We start from the raw sequence: 15,592 nt of genomic DNA on the forward strand, positions 1-15,592 counted from the left end.
AAGGAAGGTGAAACCGTGAGAGTCATTGAGATTAACAAAGAGAACCTTCCGGAACGCTTCGACATCGAGTTAGGAGTAGAACTATTCACGATGGAAATCAACTACAATCAAACAGGCGATTTTTTTACCGTCGACCTGTATCAATACGACAATCCAGAGCCGCTCGTGTTGGGAGAAAAATTGATGTTAAATCAGCCGCTCTTTCGTGACATTGAGGACAGCCGCTTTCCTGCGCCGACACTAATCCCTATTGATCCCTCGGGGAAGGAAAGCCGCATTACGTGGGACAATTTCGGTGTGACCGTATTCTTGGTGGTGGATGATGGCGATGAGTAATCAGCTTTTCGGTCGTATCATCAAAGTGAAAACGAGCGGACTCACATTTACAAACGACAATTTAGAAATCCGGTTTACTGTTCCGTTTGACGACGATCCGAAACCGAACATATCACAAATTGAGATTTTCAATCTATCCAATGACACCATCAATCGTATCAAACGCGGCGAAACCTGCACGATTGAGGCAGGTTATCGTGGAGATTATGGAGTGATTTCGAATGGAAAGGTTACAAGTGTTTTAACCAGACGCGAAGGAGTCGATAAAATCACCACCATCACCGTTATGGAAGGTGATGATTATTCGCGGATAAAAGTCGATAAGAAAAACTCGACCGACAAAAAGAGCTTAAAAATCTCATTCAAAAAGGGAACGAGAGCTTCTGTGATTATCAAGCATTTATGCCGCGTTTTAGGAATCAAACTCGCTTACATGAAACTTCCTAAAGACGTTGTATACAAGAATGGTTACACGGTAACAGGGCTTATTCTTAACAATCTTGAAGAAGTCGTCAGAGATTGCGGCGCGTCGATGTATTATCGGCGAGGCCAAATGGTGATTCGGAGCATCAAAGAAGGCACAGACGAGCAGTTTATTTTACGTGAAGATACAGGGCTGATTGAAAGCCCGGAACCATTCGAGGAAGAAGGAGTCAAAGGCTTCAAGGTGAAATGTTTGTTGCAACATCGTATCACTACCGCTTCTATTATTGAAATCAAAAGCAAAACAGCGAACGGGAAATACCGCGCTCGAAAAGGCGAACACCGAGCGGACGGGAACGATTTTATCACCGAGTTTGAGGTGATTTGATGGCAAAGGATACAAAGTTTTTAGACGCATTTGCGCGTCAAATCAAATTGTCTATTCATACGATTGCGCCAGCAAAAGTCGTTCGGTTTCATGAAAACGAATGTAAAGCGGACATTCAATTGCTTTTTATGACGGTCTACAAAGACGGAACAAAAGAGCCGTATGGATTGCTGGAAGATGTGCCTGTCATGTTCCAGCGGTTTAAATTGAACAAAGGACAATCCTTCTCGGCTAAAATCAACGGCGTTACACAAACGGTCCAAGTAGAACAAGACCTTGTGTACACGCCTTTTTTGCGGCCTGGTGACATCGTAGTTATTGGATTTGCAGAGAGAGCGCTAGACAATTTGACAAATCGCCCATTCGATCCCGAATTCCACCGCACCCATAGCGTACAAGATGCCATTGTATTGGGGGTATTGCAATGAGAGCACCTAAAATCGTAGATGGCGATTTAGTCATCGAAAACGGCGATGTCGTGATGGTAGAAGGCGACGAGGAATTGGCCCAATCGCTCCAAAGCGTTTTTCAGACGAGAAAAGGTGAGTGGTTTTTAAACGAGAATCACGGTTTAGACCGCTCGCCTTTTCTTGTGAAGAAATTCGATGAAGCGCTGGCAACTGACGCGATCGCCGAGGCGTCGGCGCAAGAAGAACGCATACAGCAAGTCGAAAATGTCTCCTTCAAACGCGAAGGTCGTTCCTTAAAAGTCGATGCCACGTTTATAAAGGATGACGGCCAGCCGCTCCAATTGGAAGGGGTGGATGTGATTGCTGGATAAAAACGGATTTAAGCGCAAGCGATACAGTGATCTCATCGATGATATGACTTTGAAAGCAAAAGAACTATTCGGTGAGGATATCAACGTAAGTGAGAAATCATTCCTTGGTATCCTCATTCGTCTTTTTGCGTGGTTTCTAGCGATTATATGGGAAGTAGCGGAGAAGGTCTATAACAGCAGGTACATGCACAAAGCGGAAGGAATTCAATTAGACCGCAAAGCCTGGCAGTTTGGAATTACTCGTTTGCAGGAGCAACACGCACAAGGAACGATTGAAATTCGCGGCACACCCGGTTTTGTCGTGGAGGAAGGAACACTGTTTGAAACGGAAAATGGAATTTTGTTTGAATTGGCCGGTTCGGTGACGCTTGATGAAAATGGCGTGGGAACCGGTACAGTTGTTTGTACGGAAGTTGGGAGTCAAGGTAATGTTGCCGCAAATACGATCACGATTGTAAGCAATCCCAACGAAAATATCATCAGCGTGACCAATCCAGAACCGGTTACGGGTGGCCGAGAACGCGAAACAGACGCCGAATTTGTGGAGCGATACCAGCAAACTTTAGCTGGATTGGGATCCACTACCGTCGATTCTATTCGAGGGGAATTGTTGAAAATCAACGGCGTTCGCGCCGCTGTCGTGATCGAAAACGACGAATCCACTCCCGATGAAGCAGGGCGGCCGCCGCATAGCCTATCAACGTATGTTTTGGGAGGCGACCCACAAGAAATTGCACAAGCCATTTTCAAGAAAAAAGCAGGCGGCATCAAAACACACGGAACAGAGCAGGTCGAAGTGCTAGATATGGCAGGAAATCCTCATACGATCCGATTTAGCTGGGTGACAGAAGTACCTATCGCGATTCAAGCGACCATTCACAAAAATGATAGTTTTCCTGCCGATGGCGTACAACAAATCAAAACGCAATTTATCAAATACATCGGTGGCGAAGATGCTGACGGAACGTTTTATACCGGATTGAACGCCGGGGAAACAGTGGTTGTTTTTAAATTACTGAAACAGCTTGATGAAATCGAAGGAATTGACGATGTGGAATTGCTCGTCGGGATAAAAGGGCAGCCATTAGGAACAGAAAATATCCCAATCGACGTTACCCAAGTGGCTCAAATCTCGCACACGGACATCGAGGTGCAAGTTGTATGAGTTTTTTTACGGATATGTTAGAACGGCTGACGGATAGGTATCGAAAAGACCCTGACAGCAACATTGGCAAAATCATCAAAATTCTTACTGATGAACTTGACCTAATTAAAGAAACTTTTGACCGCATGGAAGAATGGGAAGATGTCGAAAAGGCAGAAGGGGTCGTTTTGGACGATATAGGAAAAGACATTGGGCAGCCGCGCGGTGCGGCAACGGATGAAATCTATCGTATATTGTTGCGTTCCAAAGTGGCTCGTAACCTTTCAGACGGTACGATTGACACCATTATCCGCGTTCTTTCCATTGCATTGAACGCTGATCCAAAGGAAATTCGCATCCAAGAACTTTGCGAAGATCCGGTCCATCCTGAACCGGCCGCCATTTCACTCATTCAAATTCCTTTACGGAGACTAAATGAAGTCGGAATGTCACCGAAACAATTCGCACAGATTGTGAAAAAGACGGTGGCGGCTGGTATTCGAGTGGCGAGCATCGAATTAACGGGAACATTCAGCTTTTCTTCTCAATCAGCTACATCAGAATACAGCGATACAGAAGGATTTTCTGATATTAATCAAGTGATTGGCGGTTATTTAGGAGCCGCGTTCGCGGATTCTGACGACAGCAATTTACCGGTATAAGAGGGGTGAAAAATATGCCATTCGATCAAAATAACTTGCCAGAATGGAATGCGACAGGCGTTGAACCGCCGCAAAGCAAGAAAGATAACGGATGGGGGGCGACTGAAAAACCGCCAGCCGATTGGTTTAACTGGTTCTTTAACAAAACATATAACGCTTTGAAATCTCTTTTCACCAATGCACAGCATAAGGAAGAAAAAGGCCAGCCGAATGGTTACGCCAGCCTGGATGAAAATGCGAAAGTTCCGGCATCGCAATTGCCGATTGCTACAACCACATCACCAGGAGCGATTTCCGCAGCAGACAAGGCTAAATTGGACAGCATCGCAACAGGCGCGGAAGTGAACCAAAACGCATTCTCTACAATCAGAGTCGGAAACACAAATATTGATGCAGACAGCGAAACTGACACATTGGAGCTAGTCGCAGGGAACGCCGTAACCATCACACCGGATGCGGCGAATGACAGGGTAACTATTGCAGTACCAAACGCAACATCAAGCACTCCTGGTGCTATGAGTGCAACAGATAAAGCAAAATTAGATGGCATTCAGTCCGGTGCAGAACCAAACCAAAACGCATTTTCCAATGTGAAAGTAGGAACAACCACTATCGCGGCGGATTCGAAAACAGACACGTTGGAATTAGTAGCCGGACAAAACATTGTTCTCACACCGGATGCGGCGAATGACAAAGTAACGATTGATGTGACAGGTGTTGCGCCATCGAGCCACACACATCCTTTTTCAGATATCACTAATAAGCCAACGACCGTGGATGGATACGGCATCACTGACGCGGTCAAAACATCCGATGTTGTAACATCTCCAGCTCCAAACAAAATATTGAAACTTGACGCTAACGGAAAACTACCGACATCTATAACAGGAAATGCCGATGGGAACGCCGCAACAGCGTCAAAATTGCAAACAGCTAGAACGATTTCGCTAACTGGCGATGCAACCGGCTCAACATCTTTTGACGGATCAGCAAATGCATCCATCGCCGTAACGCTTGCAAACAGCGGAGTAACGCCAGGGACATATCCAAAGGTCACAGTTGACGCAAAAGGTCGCGTGACAGACGGACAATCATTGTCGCCGTCTGATATTCCAAATCTAGACTGGAGTAAGATCACAAGCGGAAAACCGACAACGTTGTCGGGATATGGAATCACCGATGGTGTTCAAAACGCCGGAGGCGCTCCTTCTATACAAGCTGGAGCAGACGCATCTAAACCATCTGCTGGTGTAGCTGGAAGATTATATGTCGCGACAGATACGAAGAAAATTTATAGAGATAACGGAACATCCTGGGACGTAATCGGAACAATAAACTGGGCGGACATTGCCGGGAAACCTACTACTCTATCAGGCTATGGCATTACTGATGGAGTACCAATCGGAAGAAAAATTAACGTCGGAGCAGGATTAACGGGCGGTGGAGATCTATCGGCCGATCGTACAATTTCGGTTTCATTCGGTGGAAATGGTAGCGCCACAACCGTTGCCCGTTCAGACCACAACCATGATGGAACATATGTGAAAAAAGCCGGCGACACGATGACAGGAGCTTTAACTATAAGCAGTGCGTCAAATCCGGGGCTTGAATTAAGAAGTACAGGCGGCGGAACGCCTTTCATTGATTTTTCAAACGATGGATCAACCGATTATGATGCTCGCATTATTTTAAACGGCGATGATGTTTTAGATATACAAGGGGTAGGATCATCCGGTTTAAAAGTAAACGGTCAAACTGTTTGGAACGCCGGCAACGATGGTCCAGGAAGCGGTTTAGACGCGGATACAGTGGACGGAAAACATTTTTCTGACATTCAAGCAGACGCGCAAGCAAAAGCCAACCAGGCGGAAACAAACGCGAAAAACTATTTAGACAACCAAAAAGGACAACCGAACGGCGTTGCTACACTTGATGCAAACGGAAAAGTGCCAGCTTCACAATTGAACATTAGCACATCGGCGGACGCAATCAGCATTACCGACAGCGGCGGCTATTACACATCATCAGAAGTGGAAGGCGCTTTGCAAGAAATCGGACAAGTATTAAACGCCATGCGCGGCGATTTAATTACGTCAGTCAATAACGTTTTGAATATGTGAGGTGATTCGTAATGCCAACAAGAACGGATGTAACAGTCGTCAACCAAGCATATGACACATCGGGCAACGGCGGGCGTAAGTTGGTGCGGTTGTCGAATGGTTGGTTGGTTGCACTTGTAAAAAGACCTAACACTTCTCCTTATTCATATGCTTATATTTCAAAAGATAATGGCGCTACTTTTCCTACATCAGTTGCTTTGACAGGAAGTGTGGGTGCTACCGATTGTGCAGTTGTAAACAAAGGCACTATGGTTTACACACTAACTACTGACAGTCCTTTTGGAAAAGTAACTTTCGTTTCGTTTGATGCAACCAATTCTGCAAATAAAGTATATCAAGATATAGATACAGGACAAAGTGCAGTCGGCAACGTTTCCCTCGCCATCAACAGCGCAGGAACGGAACTCCACGCGGCATGGGCATCGAAAAACTCCACGTATCCGAACTCGTTCAATATCCGTTATGCGAAAGGTACGATTAACGCTGACGGAAGTGTTACGTGGGGAAGTGTGGAGCAGGTTACGACCTATAACACTTCTGGGTGGGATTTTAGAAACCCATCTATTGTAGTCAGAACCACTAATAATCCGTCTATTCTTGCAGAAAGTTCAACGAATAACTCTATTGTGATACTTACAAAAGAATATACAACCAAAAATTACAATTCTTCCTATGTTTCTTCTGCATGGGGGAGTAATGCGGTATATACAGGCAACGCATACTCCCAATCCTCCCCATCCGCATGTGTCGCGCCAAACGGGCGGATATGGGTGGCGTGGCATGGTGCGGATAATACAACAGGGTGGGCTAATATTCGTGTGGCTTACAGCGATGATGGTGGTGCAAGTTGGTCTCCGATGGTTAAACTAACCGATGACACCACTGACAATAACCGATACCCTACGATTACAGCTAACAAGAATAATGAGGTATTTATATTATGGTGGGATAGTGTAAATGAAGGAATTAGTCAGATAAAATACGATGGAGTTTCATGGGGGGTGCGTTCATTAATTGCTTCAAATGGAACAGGGGTAAAACGTTATCCTTCATCTTTATTTGACAACACATTTTCATTGAATTTTAGTAGTCCGTTATTTATATACGAAGAAGCAACGGTAAAAGTCGGCTTCTACGGTACATGGACAGTCACAACCATTTCCGTCATACCGGGCTACATCGGTCAAAAATCCGATAAAAGCAATATTTTATCGTATTCCATCACGACAGACGGAACGATGTCCACCATCACCGAAAAAATCAACGGAATAACCATCGCAACACGAACGAATCCAACAAGCGGACAACAATTTACGGTTAGCTTAACACAGGAACAATGGGATGCGATTAAATACGGAAACGCCCACACACTCACAATCGAAATGAATGACGATGTTTGGACATATACGTTTGACAAGCGTTTGAACGCAAACGATGACATATTAAGTGCAGTAAAAGGCGTACAGGATTTGCAAGACCATTTAAACGCAATTAAAGCACAGTTAGCAGAGGCGATTCGTGCGAAGGGCGGAACGGTGAATGATACGGACGCGTGGAGTGCGTTTGTGAGTGCGATTAGTGGGATGCAAAATAAAAAATGGGCAACAGGCTCTATTACGTTAAATTCAGGTACAACCGCGACGATAAGTGGGTTAGGCTTCAATCCAACATATATTCTTTTAACGAATATGACGAGTTCTTCTACAAGTGGAGGTATAATAGAAATTCGCGCGGAATTTAATGCAGTTATTTATGCTTGGGTGACATCTTCCTATTCTTCGCAAGCTACACAAATAGATAAGTCAGCAAATTTATCAATAAGTAACGGGACTGTAACATGGTCGCAAAAAAACTTTAACGGAACATATTCTTGGATAGCATTTGAATAAGGAGGGATAACATGATAAATCAAATTGGGCGAAAAATCTATTACGACAAAACCACAGGCAACGTTATTCTCGACACAGGCGAAATGATGGGCGCAGTTGTCGAAACAACCATCGAACAAGATTTTGAAACATATCAAGCGTTAAAAGAGCGCGTCCGCGATACAGTCGGCGTTATTCAGCTAGAGTTCGGTCAATACGCGGCGGATTTCGCACAATGCAACGGATACCGCGTTAATCCGCAAACGCTAGAATTAGAGTTTTCGTATCCCGACCCGAACGCAACCGAGCCGCAAGAGCCGGTTTATGTGAAGCCGTTGACGGAGCAAGTGATGGAATTGGAGCAACAAAACGCGGAAATGCTTTTAGAGCTTGTTGATAAGGAAGCACGGCTTACAGAGTTAGAAGAAGTACAAGCTCAATTATTATTAGATTTATCTGCGAAGGGGGTCGTTTAATCATGGCGCTTGATTGGTACGCTGTTGTTAAACGTTATTATGAACGCGGTTACTACACTAACGATGACGTAAAAGTGTTTGTGCAAGCCGGAAAAATCACGGCGGAACAATATCAAGAAATCACTGGTGAACCATACGCAGCGTAAGGTTCTTTTTTATTGCACAAAAAAACCAACGCCAAAACGAAGGCGTATTTTTTATGCCTTTCTAAAGATTGGAGGTTTCGACATTGGAGCAAAAAGACTACGAACGCATCGCCACACTCGAGACCCAACTTGCAGCACTATCCAAAAGCCTGGAACGCATCGAAAACAAATTGGACGCATACAGCGCAAATTTTTTGACACGAAATGAAGCTGAATTGCGTTTTGGGCAAATGGAGACACGACTTAAACAAATTGAAACACGTCTAGATAAGCAAGAAAGGAACAAAAAAGATACCATTTCGTTACTAGTGAGTGCCGCAGCTGTGGCAGTCACTTTTATTTTTTCGTTACTAAATTACCTGAAAGGATGATGGTAAATGGAAGCTATTCTTTCGATTGAATTCACCGCATATGTGGCATTGGCAGTATTGTTGTATGCCATTCGTGAGGCAACAAACATTCCTAATCGTTATATCCCAATTGTTGCGGTTGTGTTAGGCGTTGCTTTCTCCATATTCGAAAGCAGCGCTTTTTCTTTTGAAGTGTTAGTCCAAGGGCTTCAATATGCGCTGTATGGCGTTGGCTCGGTGGCGACAGTGAAATATGCACTCGAAAAAGCAGAGGGAGATGGTCAATAATGTGCATGACCTATCATGAACGGAACATCGCTAACCTTGAAAAGCTGGCTCCACGCACGAAAAAGGCAGCGATGGAGTGGTACAACTGGTGCGTTGACAACCATATCGATATTTTGATTTACGAAACCATCCGCACTGAAGAACAGCAACGGGAAAACGTGAAAAAAGGCGTCTCACAAACGACGCGCTCTTATCATCTTGTCGGACAAGCCCTTGATTTCGTCCCGATCGTGAACGGAAAAACAGATTGGAATGGCTATAATCGACCGGAGATTAAAAAAGCCATTGCAAAAGCAAAACAGTTAGGATTCGAATGGGGCGGTGATTGGAAAACATTCAAGGATAAACCTCATTTGCAATACAATTACAAAGGGTATGGCACAGATAAAGAATTAGAGTACAAAACAGCTGTTACTCAAAAACAGGTAAAACAACAGTCTTCGTCAGAGGCAATCGTGCCTTATCCAGGAAAACCTTTAAAAATTGGTTCGAAGGGAAAAGACGTCGAACGCATCCAACGGGCACTGAAAGTCAAAGTCGACGGTGTTTTCGGCAAACAGACAGAAGCAGCAGTAAAAGCATATCAAAAGCGAAAAGGTCTTACGGCGGATGGAATTGTTGGACCGAAAACGTGGAATATGCTGTTTTAAAATCACGATCCCTGCCACAAACGGCAGGGACTGTTGTTCCCATTAGGCATGCTAGCTTTTATTTTTCTTTTTCTTCCTGTATCGCTTTTGGGAGCCGATGTCGAACAATTAATTCTAATATATCACGCAGAGGTTTTAGTTCCTCATCTGTTAGTGGTACTCCATCCCAATGAAGATCATTTTCTTTTAATAGTTCTTTTATGTTTCGTGTCGGCTCCTTCGGATACGGATTGTTCGTTAATCCTAATAGATAATCGGTGCTAGTTTTTAGTATTTCAGATATTTGAACTAATATCTCTAATGGTGGTTGTCGATAGTTACTTTCGTATCCAGCATATGTACTTCTGGCAACACCTAATTTGTCGGCTATTTCTTGAAGCGTAAGACCACGTTGTTTCCGTATTTTACGCAGTCTTTCCCCGATCAATGTAGTCACCACCTTCTTGTTTCTGAAGGAACTCTGTATGATGTGAAGACTCGTATAAGTTTGGTTTAGCGATAATTTCAAATGTTTATGAAGAAGTTCTATATGCTTTGGGGGTGCAAATGTGTATAGAAGAATATGTGAAAAGCCCTTCTCATCGAGAGGGGCTTTTAATCTTCCCATACTTCGTTCATCAATTCCTCAATTTCTCTTCTTAACTTTTCGGTTGCTTTTTTATCAACTGTCACCTCAATGATAACAACATCTCCTACATCAGCCTCTTTTGGAAAAATGGACTTCGGAAAGTCGTGAGTTTTTCCGTTGATCTCAACTACAGCAATATCATCTTCGAAACGATCAATAATTCCTTTCACCTTTTTCATTAGCGCTTCTCCGTCTTTACTGAAAGTTTAGAACCGTTGCTTGTGAAAACAATCGTTCCTTTTTGATCTGTTCTATAGACAGTAACTTTTGCAGCTTTGAGGCGATTAAGTACCTCTTTTGTTGGATGGCCGTATGAGTTTTTCCCAACAGAGATTACTGCATATTTTGGTTTAACAGCGTTCAGGAAAGCAGTACTTGTAGAAGTTTTAGCTCCATGATGTCCAACTTTTAATACATCAGCGCGCAAATCTTTCTTCGCCTTAATCATATCTGCTTCAGCTTTTGCCTCTGCATCACCAGTGAAAAGGAATGAATTTTTACCATAGGTGATCTTTAAGACTGCACTCCAGTCATTTGTATCACTTGTACTATATGTTTTGACAGGACCAACAAATTTTGCGGTTACACCTTTGATGGAAAGAGTTACGTCAGCTTTGGCAGTTTTGATCATTAATTTTTTGTTTTTGACTGCAGTAAGAAAATCTTTATACGCTTGGGAAGTATGGCTAACTTTTGGAGCATACACACTTTTCACTGGAAAGGCCTTTAAAACTTCGTCGAGTCCACCAATATGATCGGCATCGGGATGAGTAGCAATCATAAATTCAATGTCTTTCACTTTTTGTTTTTTAAGGTATGCAACTACATCGCTGCCATCCTTGTTGCCGCCATCAATCAGAATGTCCTCACCATTAGGAGCTTTAATGTAAATACTATCTCCTTGTCCAACATTGATAAAGTGGACGTACATATTTTTTGTCGCAGCATTAGTTGTTGCGCTCATTGGAATAAACATAAAAGTCAAAGCGACAACAACAGAAACCAATGTTTTTAAGTGCTTCATAAAATTCCTCCCCCTTTTTTTAGTACAAGAAAAATTATACAGTTATTTACATGGGAACAAAAGCAGGAAGTTACAATTCAATGTGGTATTTATCGAATGAATGCTGTTTTAGGAGGAAGTAGGTATGTTCGAAATCGTAGGCAGATTGCGTTGTCCTGTTTGTTCTGAACCGGTTCAGATGGACGAAAAAGTGTTCCTCGACATTATCAACACTGTCATTCATCAGAAATGTTACTACAAATCTCCGCGACGTAAACTCCCAATCAAAGATGAAGGTCCATTTCAGAAAATGCTCCTGAAATATCCATTTTTCAACGAAGATGACGAGAATGATTCCATATGAAAAGCCCTTCTCATTCGAGAGGAGTTTTTTATTTTAAATTAAACATCGCACATTTGTTCCTATTTTTATTGAAAAACGAACATAAGTTCTTTTATAATTGTAATTAAAGAGGAGGAGGGAGTAGCCGTGAGGGGATTGCTTCTGAACGCTTTGGAGAATCGAGAACCGGTCGAAATAATTTATCTAAGCGATCGTGGCGAATTGAGTCAAAGGGTTATTATCCTAGAGGCTGTAGGAGATGCACATATCAACGCCTTTTGCACCTTAAGAAAACAACGGCGAATCTTTAAATTGAGTAACATTTTATCGATTCGTCTTACAAAAGAAAGAAGAAAGAAAAAAAGAGTTAGTTAGAGTTAGTTATTTGTCTGCCATTTGGCAGGTTTTTTATTTTTGCTGAGATAAAAAAGAATGCTATTGATTTTCCTCTTCAATTCCTATGGCAGAGCAAGCTTTCTTACATAATCTGTATGTCTTGATTTTTCCAAAAGATTGAATGAAGACACCGTGCCCTTGGTATTGGGAACGGTGTCGTTATTTAATAATGAAATTTTTTAAATATATGTTTTCGTTTAGTCAACTAATATTTAATATGTTACAGCATTATAAGAATTGATTCTTCCATATTTGAAGTATGTTCCAGTTCCGGAGATTTTATCTGCTGTTTGCTCGATGGCTTGGCGAATTTCTACGTTATTCCGTCCTTGACTTGCTAATAAGGCTGCAAGACCAGCTACATGAGGGGATGCCATGGAAGTTCCCGACATATAGGCATATCGGTTACCAGTAATAGTTGAGGCAATGTCTACCCCTGGAGCTACGACATCTACCCATGTTCCATAGTTCGAGAATGATGCTAACCGATCATATTGATCTACTGCACCAACTGCAATTACATTTTCATAAGAAGCCGGTTCAAATGTTGTAGAGGATCCATCATTTCCGGCTGCGGCAACTACTACAGATCCCTTATTCCATGCATAGTTTACAGCATTCTCTAATGTCGTTGTACTACAATCACAACCAAGTGAAAGGTTAATGACTTCAGCGCCTGAATCAGCAGCATAAACGATTGCATCGGCAATATCACTTAGAGTACCACTGCCATTTCGATCTAAAGCGCGCACAGCCAAAATTTTTGTGTTTGGGGCCATGCCGGCAATACCTGTAGCATTATTTGTTTCCGCAGCTGCTATTCCAGCTACATGCGTACCATGATTATTCAAATCCATTGGATCGTAATCATTATCTACGAAATCGTATCCTTTAATGACTTTTCCATCTAAATCAGGATGTTTATAATCTACACCCGTATCAATAACAGCAATCTCTTGACCGCTACTACCTTTTGTAACATCCCAAGCATAATCGGTATACGTATTTTGTGGACCATATTGATAACCCTGATAGTACGTATCATTTGGAGTCCAAGTTGCTTTAAATAAGTAGTTTGGCTCCGCGTATTCTACTAACGGGTTATTATTTAATGCTTTCACAACAGCTTCCACATTTCCTACTTTTAGCACATTAAATTTAGATTTAACTCGATCATTATCTGGAACGGCCGTTGCCCCAACTCCTTTTAATACCTTTGCTTTTTCTTCAGCATTTACTCGATCTTTAAATTGGACAATGACTTCTCCCTGGACATATGCTCCTTTTCCATGAGACACGTTAATTTCGGAAACGGTTTTTGGGGGTTCTACCTCATCATTAGGGGCTGCTTCTACAAGGAATGGAAAAAATAACATAGACACAGCAAAGGATAAACTAACAATTTTTTTAAACTTCATGGAAATATTCCCCCTTTAAATCAAATTATGGTATTAAATTTACGTTGAAGAAGGGGGAGAAATGAAAATTTTTTTCTCAAAAATCCCGACATTTATATACTAATATAACATAAAATTTTGTAAAATAATGGTATTTTATTAAGGATTCTTAGCTATTTTATTCGTAAGTAATATGCTAAAACATTGCTGATGCCTTTGTTGTTATTTTTCCTGATACTTAAGGTGGACTCAATGTACGACGAAAAAGTATTAATAAAAAGCGATTACATAAGCTGATTAGTAAATTCGGCAAAGCATATTGGAGTGTGTATAGGGTGTATAGTTGTATCAACATAAACACCGTCATGCATCAGAAATGCTACTACCAATCTCCACGTCGACTCCCAATCAAGGATGAAGGTTCATTCCAGAAAATGCTCCTGAAATATCCATTTTTCCATGAGGACGATGAAGATGATTCCATGTGAAAAGCCCCTCTCGATGAGAAGGGCCTTTTTTATTGCAAGTTTACTTTGATAGTTTTATCGCTCCAGAAGCTTGGTGTATATTGTAATTGTAATTTAGTATCTCCTTTTGGAGCTTCGAATGTGATCGTACCTTCCGCTTTTCCTCCTGGCGTTAATTGCCCAGCTTGCAATGCTGTATCGCTTCCGATGCTTGTGATTGCCGTATCCACTAATTGACCGTTACTGTTTTGTAATTTAAAATCAAGTGGGTTATAGTCGATTTTGTCTTTCCCTTTGTTTTCGATACGTACATGCACAATCACGAATTCATTTCCTTGCTTTGGTTTATCGAATTCATTTCCTGCTGATTTATCCACCTTTGTTACGGTTAGCACATTGTCACCAAGCTGTACGGTATCCCCTATTTTAAATTCCTTCTCCTTTTTTGGCGTAGTGTTGGCTTCGGTGGCTTTATTGCTTGCTACCTTTTTTGGTTCTTCCTCACCACCGGAACCACCCGCAGCAATCGCGCCCACTACAATGATCGCGATCACCCAGAACCACCAGCGCTTGAAAATGGATTTCTTTGGTTTGTCCGACATAAAAATCCCCCTTTTTTAGCTTTTCAACATTTCCAATTTTACCATCTTCTTGCCTATACGCAAGACAAAATTTTACATAAAAGCAAGCAATTCAGCCTACTCGCTTTGAGTAGGCTCTTTTTTTGTTTCTTCGTAGACCATCTCACACAAATCTTCTAATGATACCCCGATTAAACGCGAAAGTATGTATGCTTCCTCTAAATCCGGTTGGGTGACATTATTACACCATTTCGAAAAAGTTTGTTCAGTTTTCCCCATTTTTTTAGCAATTGCTCTTTGGATTAGTCCTTTTTCCTTTATCCAAAAAGATATTCTGTTTCGAAAGATTCCGTTGGCCACGAAAGTCCCACCGTCCTTTTAAAATTACATTCTCCATTTAGTTCCGTAACGTCTTTTAAATTTTTATTTAAAAATCTTTAAATAAAAATTTAAGGACAAGATATATTGGACAATCCTTCCCGAATACCCTTTACCATACCAAACAAAATTCCACGTAACATACCCGATTTCCTTCAAAGTCGGTAATCATGCAATCTTCCAGAAAACAGGGAATGAAGGGAGGAAGGTAGGTTGGAACATGAAGGGGTATTGCAGAGCATCTTCCAGGCATATGCCGAACATCGAAGACGGCATCGGAAAACGAACGAATTCGAGTATCTTGATCAAACTCCTTATCTACACAGTTCGGATTATTTGAAAGAGCTTTATTACGGCGCAGACACAAAGGAGAAGAAGCAGAAGCTGTTTGACTATATCCAGCGTTTTGAAGTGAACGACAAAGAGTTCAGAGGATATTATTCGCTTTATGAACAGATCGGCAAGGAGTTGGGACACATCGAGGATGAGGAGTACATTCAGATTCCAAAATCGTTGATCGCGGAGTACGCAAGACAAATTATGGATGACGAGGATTTTGTGAAATACAACATGAGGGGGCAGCGAAAATGATCGAAGTGATCGGTGGAGGGCTTGTTTTGATTGGAATTGCCTATGCGGAGAACAAAGGATGGGTAGACAAGGAAAGCGTGTCCTTTGTCTTGAATGTGGGAATGCAAGCGGGAATATGCGCGAGCATGTTTTATTTCATTCATAAGCTGTCCATTTTGTTTTTGTGACATGTTCCC

The 15,592-nt window shown here is 42.1% G+C and carries 23 protein-coding genes and 1 pseudogene; 18 read left to right on the top strand and 6 right to left on the bottom strand.

Annotated elements, in window-relative coordinates; genetic code table 11:
- The first annotated feature begins 15 nt into the window (after positions 1-15).
- The 14 genes and pseudogenes from BV455_RS14590 to BV455_RS20445 all read left to right on the top strand — a co-directional run bounded on the left by BV455_RS14590 (position 16) and on the right by BV455_RS20445 (position 9,632).
- Complete coding sequence (locus tag BV455_RS14590; protein ID WP_218687334.1) at positions 16-336, top strand: phage baseplate plug family protein; 321 nt, start codon at positions 16-18, stop codon at positions 334-336.
- Complete coding sequence (locus tag BV455_RS14595; RefSeq protein ID WP_245005282.1) at positions 329-1,147, top strand: phage protein; 819 nt, start codon at positions 329-331, stop codon at positions 1,145-1,147. The genes BV455_RS14590 and BV455_RS14595 overlap by 8 nt, the downstream gene beginning before the upstream one ends.
- The gene (locus BV455_RS14600) at positions 1,147-1,575 is read left to right on the top strand and encodes a Gp138 family membrane-puncturing spike protein (RefSeq protein WP_218687335.1); all 429 of its coding nucleotides are present in this window, start codon (positions 1,147-1,149) and stop codon (positions 1,573-1,575) included. The genes BV455_RS14595 and BV455_RS14600 overlap by 1 nt, the downstream gene beginning before the upstream one ends.
- Entirely contained in the window at positions 1,572-1,928 is a 357-nt protein-coding gene (locus BV455_RS14605) for a DUF2634 domain-containing protein (protein ID WP_218687336.1), read from the top strand. Before BV455_RS14600 ends, BV455_RS14605 begins: the two co-directional genes overlap by 4 nt.
- Positions 1,918-3,093: a baseplate J/gp47 family protein gene (locus tag BV455_RS14610; RefSeq protein WP_218687337.1), complete on the top strand. Its 1,176-nt coding sequence runs from the start codon at positions 1,918-1,920 to the stop codon at positions 3,091-3,093. The genes BV455_RS14605 and BV455_RS14610 overlap by 11 nt, the downstream gene beginning before the upstream one ends.
- Positions 3,090-3,734: a DUF2612 domain-containing protein gene (locus BV455_RS14615; RefSeq protein WP_218687338.1), complete on the top strand. Its 645-nt coding sequence runs from the start codon at positions 3,090-3,092 to the stop codon at positions 3,732-3,734. Before BV455_RS14610 ends, BV455_RS14615 begins: the two co-directional genes overlap by 4 nt.
- Positions 3,735-3,748: 14 nt before the next feature.
- Entirely contained in the window at positions 3,749-5,854 is a 2,106-nt protein-coding gene (locus BV455_RS14620) for a phage tail protein (RefSeq protein ID WP_218687339.1), read from the top strand.
- Between the two features lie 11 nt (positions 5,855-5,865).
- Positions 5,866-7,743 (top strand): sialidase family protein, encoded by a 1,878-nt coding sequence (locus BV455_RS14625; RefSeq protein WP_218687340.1) that lies wholly within the window; start codon positions 5,866-5,868, stop codon positions 7,741-7,743.
- Positions 7,744-7,754: 11 nt separating this feature from the next.
- Entirely contained in the window at positions 7,755-8,198 is a 444-nt protein-coding gene (locus tag BV455_RS14630) for a hypothetical protein (RefSeq protein WP_245005283.1), read from the top strand.
- A 2-nt stretch (positions 8,199-8,200) separates the two neighbouring features.
- Complete coding sequence (locus tag BV455_RS14635; RefSeq protein WP_218687341.1) at positions 8,201-8,344, top strand: XkdX family protein; 144 nt, start codon at positions 8,201-8,203, stop codon at positions 8,342-8,344.
- A gap of 83 nt (positions 8,345-8,427) precedes the next feature.
- Positions 8,428-8,715, top strand: coding sequence for a hypothetical protein (locus BV455_RS14640; RefSeq protein ID WP_218687342.1), 288 nt, complete (start codon positions 8,428-8,430; stop codon positions 8,713-8,715).
- Between the two features lie 6 nt (positions 8,716-8,721).
- On the top strand, positions 8,722-8,982 hold the full coding sequence (locus BV455_RS14645; protein ID WP_218687343.1) for a phage holin family protein: 261 nt from the start codon (positions 8,722-8,724) through the stop codon (positions 8,980-8,982).
- A 5-nt stretch (positions 8,983-8,987) separates the two neighbouring features.
- A pseudogene (locus BV455_RS20440) lies at positions 8,988-9,368 on the top strand (M15 family metallopeptidase); the annotation flags it as partial.
- A gap of 69 nt (positions 9,369-9,437) precedes the next feature.
- Complete coding sequence (locus BV455_RS20445) at positions 9,438-9,632, top strand: peptidoglycan-binding domain-containing protein (protein WP_245005358.1); 195 nt, start codon at positions 9,438-9,440, stop codon at positions 9,630-9,632.
- 58 nt (positions 9,633-9,690) lie between these two features.
- Here the strand turns inward: BV455_RS20445 and BV455_RS14655 are convergent, their stop codons facing one another.
- The 3 genes from BV455_RS14655 to BV455_RS14665 form a co-directional block, all read right to left on the bottom strand.
- Positions 9,691-10,059, bottom strand: a complete 369-nt coding sequence (locus tag BV455_RS14655) for a helix-turn-helix domain-containing protein (RefSeq protein ID WP_218687345.1) — start codon at positions 10,057-10,059, stop codon at positions 9,691-9,693.
- Positions 10,060-10,226: 167 nt separating this feature from the next.
- Positions 10,227-10,439, bottom strand: coding sequence for a DUF3006 domain-containing protein (locus BV455_RS14660; protein ID WP_218687346.1), 213 nt, complete (start codon positions 10,437-10,439; stop codon positions 10,227-10,229).
- A complete protein-coding gene (locus BV455_RS14665; protein WP_218687347.1) occupies positions 10,439-11,284 on the bottom strand; it encodes a ComEC/Rec2 family competence protein in 846 nt (281 codons plus the stop codon). The genes BV455_RS14660 and BV455_RS14665 overlap by 1 nt, the downstream gene beginning before the upstream one ends.
- Positions 11,285-11,408: 124 nt before the next feature.
- Between BV455_RS14665 and BV455_RS14670 the strand changes: the two genes are divergently transcribed.
- Together BV455_RS14670 and BV455_RS14675 are read left to right on the top strand one after the other, a co-directional pair.
- Complete coding sequence (locus tag BV455_RS14670) at positions 11,409-11,627, top strand: hypothetical protein (protein WP_218687348.1); 219 nt, start codon at positions 11,409-11,411, stop codon at positions 11,625-11,627.
- 126 nt (positions 11,628-11,753) lie between these two features.
- On the top strand, positions 11,754-11,981 hold the full coding sequence (locus BV455_RS14675) for a WYL domain-containing protein (protein ID WP_218687349.1): 228 nt from the start codon (positions 11,754-11,756) through the stop codon (positions 11,979-11,981).
- 233 nt (positions 11,982-12,214) lie between these two features.
- Here BV455_RS14675 and BV455_RS14680 read toward each other — a convergent pair whose 3' ends face one another.
- The 3 genes from BV455_RS14680 to BV455_RS14690 all read right to left on the bottom strand — a co-directional run bounded on the left by BV455_RS14680 (position 12,215) and on the right by BV455_RS14690 (position 14,807).
- Positions 12,215-13,420, bottom strand: a complete 1,206-nt coding sequence (locus BV455_RS14680; protein ID WP_218687350.1) for a S8 family peptidase — start codon at positions 13,418-13,420, stop codon at positions 12,215-12,217.
- Positions 13,421-13,916: 496 nt separating this feature from the next.
- Positions 13,917-14,468 carry a DUF4352 domain-containing protein gene (locus BV455_RS14685; protein ID WP_218687351.1) on the bottom strand — a complete coding sequence of 184 codons (552 nt, stop codon included), beginning with the start codon at positions 14,466-14,468 and terminating at the stop codon, positions 13,917-13,919.
- Positions 14,469-14,564: 96 nt separating this feature from the next.
- Entirely contained in the window at positions 14,565-14,807 is a 243-nt protein-coding gene (locus BV455_RS14690; RefSeq protein WP_245005284.1) for a helix-turn-helix transcriptional regulator, read from the bottom strand.
- Between the two features lie 231 nt (positions 14,808-15,038).
- Here BV455_RS14690 and BV455_RS14695 point away from each other — a divergent pair, with 231 nt between their 5' ends.
- Positions 15,039-15,416 (top strand): hypothetical protein, encoded by a 378-nt coding sequence (locus tag BV455_RS14695; RefSeq protein ID WP_218687352.1) that lies wholly within the window; start codon positions 15,039-15,041, stop codon positions 15,414-15,416.
- Positions 15,413-15,583, top strand: coding sequence for a hypothetical protein (locus BV455_RS14700; RefSeq protein WP_218687353.1), 171 nt, complete (start codon positions 15,413-15,415; stop codon positions 15,581-15,583). The genes BV455_RS14695 and BV455_RS14700 overlap by 4 nt, the downstream gene beginning before the upstream one ends.
- The last annotated feature ends 9 nt before the right edge of the window (positions 15,584-15,592 follow it).

This window comes from Parageobacillus caldoxylosilyticus, from assembly GCF_019272935.1.
Lineage (GTDB): Bacteria > Bacillota > Bacilli > Bacillales > Anoxybacillaceae > Saccharococcus > Saccharococcus caldoxylosilyticus.

Coding starts and splice junctions, on each gene's coding strand:
- BV455_RS14700 (WP_218687353.1), top strand. CDS start 15,413: ATGATCGAAGTGATCGGTGGAGGGCTTGTTTTGATTGGAATTGCCTAT.
- BV455_RS14670 (WP_218687348.1), top strand. CDS start 11,409: ATGTTCGAAATCGTAGGCAGATTGCGTTGTCCTGTTTGTTCTGAACCG.
- BV455_RS14595 (WP_245005282.1), top strand. CDS start 329: ATGAGTAATCAGCTTTTCGGTCGTATCATCAAAGTGAAAACGAGCGGA.
- BV455_RS14625 (WP_218687340.1), top strand. CDS start 5,866: ATGCCAACAAGAACGGATGTAACAGTCGTCAACCAAGCATATGACACA.
- BV455_RS14645 (WP_218687343.1), top strand. CDS start 8,722: ATGGAAGCTATTCTTTCGATTGAATTCACCGCATATGTGGCATTGGCA.
- BV455_RS14620 (WP_218687339.1), top strand. CDS start 3,749: ATGCCATTCGATCAAAATAACTTGCCAGAATGGAATGCGACAGGCGTT.
- BV455_RS14660 (WP_218687346.1), bottom strand. CDS start 10,439: ATGAAAAAGGTGAAAGGAATTATTGATCGTTTCGAAGATGATATTGCT.
- BV455_RS14680 (WP_218687350.1), bottom strand. CDS start 13,420: ATGAAGTTTAAAAAAATTGTTAGTTTATCCTTTGCTGTGTCTATGTTA.
- BV455_RS14615 (WP_218687338.1), top strand. CDS start 3,090: ATGAGTTTTTTTACGGATATGTTAGAACGGCTGACGGATAGGTATCGA.
- BV455_RS14600 (WP_218687335.1), top strand. CDS start 1,147: ATGGCAAAGGATACAAAGTTTTTAGACGCATTTGCGCGTCAAATCAAA.
- BV455_RS14630 (WP_245005283.1), top strand. CDS start 7,755: ATGATAAATCAAATTGGGCGAAAAATCTATTACGACAAAACCACAGGC.
- BV455_RS14685 (WP_218687351.1), bottom strand. CDS start 14,468: ATGTCGGACAAACCAAAGAAATCCATTTTCAAGCGCTGGTGGTTCTGG.
- BV455_RS14635 (WP_218687341.1), top strand. CDS start 8,201: ATGGCGCTTGATTGGTACGCTGTTGTTAAACGTTATTATGAACGCGGT.
- BV455_RS14605 (WP_218687336.1), top strand. CDS start 1,572: ATGAGAGCACCTAAAATCGTAGATGGCGATTTAGTCATCGAAAACGGC.
- BV455_RS14665 (WP_218687347.1), bottom strand. CDS start 11,284: ATGAAGCACTTAAAAACATTGGTTTCTGTTGTTGTCGCTTTGACTTTT.